The 502-nt window shown below is 57.6% G+C and carries 1 pseudogene; it reads left to right on the forward strand.

Annotated elements, in window-relative coordinates:
• A pseudogene (locus tag FOY56_RS23440) lies at positions 1–502 on the forward strand (IS3 family transposase); the annotation flags it as partial.

Consider the following 502-nt stretch of genomic DNA (forward strand, 5'->3'; position numbering starts at 1 on the left):
TGAAGTTCTGATGGGGCAAGGGATGCCCCGGATTGATGCGATCAGACAGATCGGAGTGACGGAACAAACCTATTACCGCTGGAAGAAGAAGTACGGCGGAATGGGCACAGAACAACTTAAGGAACTGAAACGGCTCCAGAAAGAGAACGAGCGCCTTCGCCGTGCCGTTTCAGATTTGACATTGGACAAATTGATCCTGTCCGAGGCCGCAAAGGGAAACTTCTAAGCCCCTCACGCCGCCGTGCCTGCATCGATCTTGTGCGCGGCCAGATGAACGTTTCCGAACGTCGCGTTTGTCGCGTCCTGGGCCAGCACCGATCCACACAACGGCGATTGCCACAGGGGCGTGCCGATGAAGACCGTCTGGTCGCAGACATGATCGAGCTGACGCGCCGGTCCGGTCGGTATGGCTACCGCCGGGTTGCCGCGTTGTTGCGAGACGCAGGTTGGCAGGTAAATGACAAACGCGTCGAGCGTTTGTGGAAACGTGAGGGGCTCAAAG

It is taken from the genome of Falsiphaeobacter marinintestinus (assembly GCF_007923355.1).
Lineage (GTDB): Bacteria > Pseudomonadota > Alphaproteobacteria > Rhodobacterales > Rhodobacteraceae > Phaeobacter_A > Phaeobacter_A marinintestinus.